Source organism: bacterium (assembly GCA_022616075.1).
Lineage (GTDB): Bacteria > Acidobacteriota > HRBIN11 > JAKEFK01 > JAKEFK01 > JAKEFK01.
This window is the reverse complement of the sequence record JAKEFK010000286.1, coordinates 1-6,938: the sequence shown is the minus strand read 5'-3', so window position 1 is coordinate 6,938 and position 6,938 is coordinate 1. Positions and strand designations below refer to the sequence as shown.

Annotated in this window: 8 protein-coding genes; 2 read left to right on the top strand and 6 right to left on the bottom strand. The window is 50.1% G+C overall.

The window, feature by feature from the left end:
• A partial coding sequence (locus L0156_23320; GenBank protein MCI0605928.1) for a pyridoxamine 5'-phosphate oxidase family protein occupies positions 1 to 300 on the top strand: 300 nt, incomplete at its 5' end.
• Between the two features lie 7 nt (positions 301 to 307).
• On the opposite strand, the gene L0156_23315 is transcribed toward L0156_23320, so the two are convergent.
• The 6 genes from L0156_23315 to L0156_23290 are packed head-to-tail and all read right to left on the bottom strand — an operon-like array spanning position 308 to position 4,936.
• A complete protein-coding gene (locus L0156_23315) occupies positions 308 to 1,342 on the bottom strand; it encodes an NAD(P)-dependent alcohol dehydrogenase (GenBank protein MCI0605927.1) in 1,035 nt (344 codons plus the stop codon).
• The gene (locus L0156_23310) at positions 1,339 to 2,013 is read right to left on the bottom strand and encodes a bifunctional precorrin-2 dehydrogenase/sirohydrochlorin ferrochelatase (GenBank protein ID MCI0605926.1); all 675 of its coding nucleotides are present in this window, start codon (positions 2,011 to 2,013) and stop codon (positions 1,339 to 1,341) included. The genes L0156_23315 and L0156_23310 overlap by 4 nt, the downstream gene beginning before the upstream one ends.
• On the bottom strand, positions 2,010 to 2,777 hold the full coding sequence (cobA, locus tag L0156_23305) for a uroporphyrinogen-III C-methyltransferase (protein MCI0605925.1): 768 nt from the start codon (positions 2,775 to 2,777) through the stop codon (positions 2,010 to 2,012). The genes L0156_23310 and cobA overlap by 4 nt, the downstream gene beginning before the upstream one ends.
• Entirely contained in the window at positions 2,774 to 3,232 is a 459-nt protein-coding gene (locus tag L0156_23300; GenBank protein ID MCI0605924.1) for a hypothetical protein, read from the bottom strand. Before L0156_23300 ends, cobA begins: the two co-directional genes overlap by 4 nt.
• A complete protein-coding gene (locus L0156_23295; protein MCI0605923.1) occupies positions 3,225 to 4,019 on the bottom strand; it encodes a phosphoadenylyl-sulfate reductase in 795 nt (264 codons plus the stop codon). The genes L0156_23300 and L0156_23295 overlap by 8 nt, the downstream gene beginning before the upstream one ends.
• 2 nt (positions 4,020 to 4,021) lie before the next feature.
• Positions 4,022 to 4,936: a hypothetical protein gene (locus tag L0156_23290; GenBank protein ID MCI0605922.1), complete on the bottom strand. Its 915-nt coding sequence runs from the start codon at positions 4,934 to 4,936 to the stop codon at positions 4,022 to 4,024.
• Positions 4,937 to 5,510: 574 nt separating this feature from the next.
• Between L0156_23290 and L0156_23285 the strand changes: the two genes are divergently transcribed.
• The gene (locus L0156_23285; protein ID MCI0605921.1) at positions 5,511 to 6,887 is read left to right on the top strand and encodes an IS110 family transposase; all 1,377 of its coding nucleotides are present in this window, start codon (positions 5,511 to 5,513) and stop codon (positions 6,885 to 6,887) included.
• Positions 6,888 to 6,938 lie beyond the last annotated feature (51 nt).

The window sequence follows — 6,938 nt, the reverse complement described above, 5'->3', positions numbered from 1 at the left end:
GTGAACTCAAACCGGATTTTGTTCCCTGATTATTCCGGTAACAAGATGTTTAATACCCTGGGGAACATTACGGTCAATCCAAATGCAGGCTTGCTTTTTCTTGATTTCGAAAAAGGAAACACGCTGCAGCTCACAGGAAAAGCGCAGGTAATCTGGGAAGAAGAGCGCATTGCAGAATTTGCAGGGGCAGAAAGGCTTGTCGAGTACGAAATCGAGCAGGTCATCGAAATTACCGCAGCTACAAATCTGAGCTGGCGTTTTTTGAGTTATTCACCATCAAACCCAACAAATATGTTATGAATACCATTCAGGAACCGGCTGAAGCAGAATCGGCCTTCCGAACATTGTCCCAGAGGCGAATGCAGATTTTCCCGAAATGATCACGGTCTTCAAGACGCCTGTAAGCGTCCCGAGCGTCCGCCAGGCTGTAAACGTGATCGATCACAGGGTGAATGCGTTGGAGAGATAGAGCACGATTCATCGTATCGAACATTTCGCGTGAGCCGACCTGTAAGCCTCGGAGGCGTGCGTTCTTTTCCATGATCGCCGCCGGGTTGATTTGAGTTAAAAAACCGTCGAGCATTCCGATGACGCCGATGGTGCCACCTAAACGAACGGCGCGAACCGAATCCGCGAGTTTGCCGACAACGTCGACAACATAATCTGCGCCACGCCCTGCGGTCAGTTCGCGCACGACCTCAGACCAGCTAGCCGTGAGTTTAGGATCAATGACATGCTGAGCTCCAAGCGCTCGAAGACGTTCATGCTTAGCTTCGCTTGGCGAGATCGCGATCACATGCGCTCCCATCAGCAGGGCGAATTGCAACGCGAATAAGGAGACACCGCCGGAACCCAGCACCACAACCGTGTCACCAGTCTTTGGTCCCCCTTCGCCATTCAAAGCGTTCCATGCTGTTACTGCCGCACAGGGCAGGGTAGCGGCTTCCACGTCACTCAAGTGTCCGGGAACGCGAACCAAAACTTCTTCTGGGAGGACACGATACTGGACCAACATCTCACCGATCGCGGGCCCATCATTCTCTTCTGTGAGATCTCCCTCCAGCCAGGTCGGAACAAAAGTGGCTGCGATTCGGTCCCCAACCGCAACTCGCGATACACCCTGGGCAATTTCCACTACCACTCCGGCAGCGTCTGAGAGCGGCACCAACGGTAACGGCTTTCTCCATCGGCCATATCCCCGAACGATCAACAAATCCCTGTAATTAAGTGAGCAGGCCTCGATTCGAACCATTACCTTACCCGGACCCATTTGAGGGTCGGGATGGTCAGCTAAAACAAGACCGTCGATAGAATATTTTTCGCGCAACACAATTGCTTTCAACGTTGACCTGTCCCAAGAATTTTTGTTGACCCGCGTTCGATGTGTGCGCGGAAGATTTCACCGGCTCGTTGTTCAGCCCCGATTGTATTCCCTGAGCGGAGCAGATCCAGAATATCTGATGCGACCATTTCGTGGAATATCTCGGCTCGCAATTTCTGTTGAGGGATTTTCCTCAAAACCTTCGCTCGCCATCGATCCATTAAATCCGCGAATTGAGCGTATTCCGTGCCGATATGATCCTTAATGAGGTTCCTGATGTGCTGGGCAAGAACGGGGCTGCTTCCGCTGGTAGAGACGGCAACCATTACTTTTCCGCGTTCAACGATGGCCGGCGCGATGAATGTACACAGCCGGGTCTTGTCCACAACGTTACAAAATATATGACGCTGTTCTGCGAAACGCGCGATGCGCCGGTTCAGTCGTGGATCACCGGTCGCGACAACCACGAGCCATGCATCATCCATGTCTTTGACATTGAACTCGCCCTTTCGATAACTGACCAGATCCTTTTGCACAAGGCGCCTCAATGCCGGTATCAACTGCGGGCTGACTACTTTGATAGAAGCGCGCGAGCTCAGCAATTGCACTACTTTACGAAAAGCAATTTCGCCGCCACCGGCCACCAGAACCTGTCGATCATGTAAATCCAGAAACACCGGATAGTAATTCATACGTTACTCTCGATAAAAGCAATTTCGCGAAGACTGCGGCTAAACGAAACTACTTCGCCGATGACGATCAACGCGGGCTTGCTGACAGGGAGCTCCGACAGGATTTTGTGAACGGAATCTAGCGTAGCGAACCGTGCACTCTGACTGGGAAGCGTTCCTGATTCAATAATCGCGATCGGAGTGGCAGGAGAGCGGCCGGCTTGAAGCAGCTTCGCAACGATCCGCTGGAGGTTCTCGGTCCCCATAAAAATGACAATCGTGTCAACCGCCGTTGCGATTTTTTGCCAGGCCACAGGCGCATGTCTGCTTTCGCATTCATGACCCGTAACAAAAGCGACACTCGAAGCATAATCGCGGTGAGTCAGCGGGATCCCGGCATAAGCGGGGACGGCATGTCCGGCTGAGATGCCCGGAACCACCTGCCATTCTACTTCCGCCTCAGACAAGCACGATACTTCTTCTCCCCCGCGACCGAAGATGAAGGGATCGCCTCCTTTTAAACGAACGACAGTTTTTCCACGGCGGGCGCGATCGATCATCAAGCATCCGATTTCCGTTTGTGAAAGTCGCTTTCTGTCATGCGTTTCGCCAATGAAAATTTTTTCCGCATCGGAAGGAACACAGCGCAATACCTCAACATTAATAAGCGCGTCATAAATTACAACATCGCAACGCTTGAGCAATTGGTATGCTTTGATCGTTAATAAATCCGGATCGCCCGGTCCGGCGCCGACAAGATATACTTTTCCCTGTGCTCCACTCATAGCTCAACAGAAAGTTTATTGATAGAGACAGAATGCCAATCAATACTGAAAGTTAGCCGGCATTGATCTGTGGCAAGCTCCATTCTATAAACGCCCGGAACTGGGCTCGAAAAAGAGAGGCTCACCAATCTGTGATTTTTCAACGCGTTCAGCGAGTCATTGACGTGTCGTAAATTCTCTTGCAATGTCGAGCCGGCCGGGGTAAGGACATACAGTCCTGTCATTCGCTGCTCTTCCTGTGGTCCATAGGCATCGCGAATCCTTCGCGAAGACAAAACGAGTTCCAGCACTTGTTCTAAAACGGGGATGAGGTCGTCCGATACAGTCCCTGCTTCCAGTGAGGAGAGGAGTCGAGCCGTTCGATGATAGGTTGGCGAGTCTGTTGAGAGCGGGATCATCAAATTCCCGATCTCGCGAATCAAAATCTCTTTGTTTTCAGCACTGATTTCAATCATCAGCGTTCTCCTTTAGCAAAGACTCGAGCTCATGTTCGAATCCCCCTGTCTCAATGCTGCAATGCATACCACACTCTTTCGGTGCATTTTTTTCCCACCACCATCGGCCTTCACGAGGATCTTCACCCGCTTGAACAGGGCGAGTACACGGCGCGCACCCAATGCTGCTATAGCCTTTCTGATAGAGAGGGTGCTGGGGTACATCGTTCTTTTTGATGTAATCCAGGAGCTCGTCTCCTGTCCAATCGGCCAGTGGGTTCAGTTTGACGATGGCGCCATGATCGTGATCCAGTTCGATTTTGCGGATGTTCACGCGCGAAGCCCATTGTTCACGTCTCAACCCCGTTATCCAGCCATCCAATCCGCTCAAAGCCTTCAGTAACGGACGCACCTTGCGAATCTGACAGCACACAAGCCTGGAGATGACATCCTTGCGGAAAAGATTCACTCCACGTGTGGAGACCATCTTCCGGACTTCTTGAGCATCCGGAAAAAATACTTCAATTTTGATTCCGTATCTGCTGCAGACGCCATCAATGAAATCGTAAGTTTCTTCATGCAATCGGCCGGTGTCGATGGTGACGACCCGAACTTCCGGGTCAATTCTGGTTGCCATGTCTATGATGACCATTCCTTCAGCCTGAAAACTCGTCACAATTGCCAGCCTGGTGCCAAGTTGCTCAATGCCCCAACGGATGACATTCTGAGGAGATTGGTCGTCAAACAAAACTGATAACTCGCCGATTTGCAGTTCGTCAAAAATTACGGATTCAGCTTGTGGTGTCATGTTCATCCCGCAATGATGGCTTGAAGTTGTTCATCACTATGGTTGATGCAAAACTGTTGGAAACTCGCTGACGAGGAAGTTTCGGCTCCCGCTAAATATGCGCGCAACAACCGTTCTAACGCATACTTAATCTGGTCAGCCGGGATGCGTCTACCCAGAGGTTTTCCGATTGCCACATTCTTTCCGCGGCCTCCGCGAAGTATAATGTCGTACGCCTCAAGTTTTTCGCCTTGTGGCGTTCGTACCGTTGTTCCCATCAAGCCGATATCGCCGATCCAATGGTGTCCACAAGCGTGCGGACAGCCATCCAGAAAAATTCGTAAATGATGCGATGCCGGGCCAACTACTTTTTCCAGATGAGTGATCACATCCACCAACCGGGACTTTGTCTCCGTTACAGCAAAGTTGCAGAACGGCTGGCCGGTGCACGCGATGCTTGAGCCTCTCAAGCTTCGTTCCAAACGGATACCGATGTCTTCCATCTCTTTAAACACCAAGTCCACATGGCTTTGACCAATGCCTGTAAGAATCAGATTCTGCTGTTGTGTTAGCCGAATGTCTCCTCCCGTTCGTTCTGCCACGTTCGCAACACGAATCATTTGTTCCCCTCGAATGATGCCGGAAAGCATTGGAAATCCAATGTAGAATAAATTCTCATCGCGCTGCCGGTTCACTCCTAAATGATTTGTTTCATCAACGGGCGCGGTCACATCCACGATTTGCTTCAATGGATGACCGAATCGGACCTCAACGCGTCTGCGGAACTCTTCGGCACCCAGGTCGTCAATCATGAATTTCAATCGTGCTTTGATGAAAGATTGGCGATATTTCAAATCTGCTTTCCACACATCCAGAATGGACCTTACTAAGGACAGTGTTTCATCGATTTCGACAAATACTCCCAGAGGTTTTGACAATCTGGGCGTCGTGGATAATCCACCTCCCACCCTATAGTTATTCCGCGATCAAGAAGTTAGTGAAGGGGGAAAGGCGACAGTGGCAGCCTTTTTCTTTCTTCTTTTTTTGCTACTTTTTTTCTTCTTTCTTTTTGTGGAAGGCTGTGGAAATGTGGAAAAAGTTTTTTGGTGTGCACGGGCTCTTTGATGGTTTCGGGCTTTCAGCGATACGATCAGGCCGTAAACAAATTCTATCAAGGTTAAACGCCCTCGTTACGAATTTCCCACCCAGACACTTGATGACTAAGCGAGGACCTTCGAATGAGGGCGTTAGCGTTTTGACCAGTTATACATATTTGATGAAGTGTGAAACGCCTTCAGCAGAGATTTTGCTGCACAATAGTGGAGTGCGAAGCAAAAACACGCAACGCCCTCGTTACGAATTTCCCGCCCCGACACTTGATGACTAAGCAAGGACCTTCGAACGGGGGCGATGCTTTGATCAAAAACGCATACTCAGATGACGTCTTTGGAAGACTCTACTATAGGGACTGCGCAGGATCAAGGCGAGCGTGTGGCAAGCAAGGAGGTTGTTATGGAAAGCACAAAGATAGATATCGAATCTTTTGCGGCCTGGATAGGAATTGACTGGGCCGACGAAGAGCACGCGATTTGTCTGTTTGCGAAGGGGTCTGATCGTGTGGAACGCTCCAAGGTAAAACAGACGCCCGAAGATTTACAGGAATGGATCAGTGAATTGCGGATCCGATTTGCCGGCAGCAAAATCGCCATCGCCGTTGAGCAAACCAGAGGACCATTGATCTACGGATTAATCGGATGTGAATTCATGGTGTTGTATCCGATCAATCCGAAGTCACTGGCACGGTACCGGGAAGCACTCTGCGGCAGCGGAGCAAAAGACGATCCAACAGATGCTGAGTTATTGCTCCAGTTTTTGCGTTCTCATCAGGACCGTTTGAAGGCCTGGTTTCCTGAAGATCCCCAGACGCGTAAACTGCGAATGCTGGTCGAGTTTCGTCGGAAATTGGTGAATCGGACTACAGCCATCAGGAATCAAATCACCGGTTTACTCAAAGGATATTATCCACAGGCTTTGGATTCAGTAGCTCAAGTGAGAACAAAAATGGCATGCGATTTTTTGAGCCGATGGCCTTCATTAGGACAGTTGCAGAAAGCCAGGCCCGCACAGCTTCGAAAATTCTACTATCAGCATAACTGCAGGTACGTTCAACTCGTTGATCAGCGGATTGCCGAGATTCGAACGGCTCGTGCGTTGACCGAAGATGAAGCGATTGTTTCGTCCAGCGCGCTAATGATCGAGGCACTAGTAGAAGAGCTGAGACCTCTGCTGAGCCAGATAGATCGTTTTGACAAGGAGATTGCAAAGGCATTTCAGGCGCATCCGGATCGGGAGATTTTTCAAAGTTTCCCGGGAGCTGGTCCGGCCTTAGCGCCGCGGCTTGCGGTAGCCCTGGGCACAGACCGTGATCGTTTCGAGTCAGCACTTGAAATTCAGCAATTCTACGGAACCGCGCCGGTTACCGAGCGTAGCGGCAAACACACATGGATTCATTGGCGCTGGGCATGTCCCAAATTTGGGAGACAAAGTTTCGTAGAGTTTGCCGGAGAATCGATTCTTTTCAGCCGCTGGGCATCCGCGTTTTATAAGGAACAAATGAGACAAAAAAAGACACGGCATGCTGCTATCAGATCACTTGCTTACCGGTGGCAGAGAATCATTTTCCGTTGTTGGAAGAACGGCACGCTCTATGATGAGGAGAAATATCTGAAAGCACTACAGCGCAGAAATTCTCCTTTGGTAAAACTTCTTAATTTGCCAAAGACACCAAAATCAGCAATGCAGAACCGCTCGGGCTGGAGCAGCGCAGGCGATATCATAACGAAATTGCGACAAAGCACTGTTGAAGGCAATGTGCAAAAAACCAAATAAGGGAGACCAAGAACACCCAAAAAATACTTGACGGAGCACCTCAGATGTCCT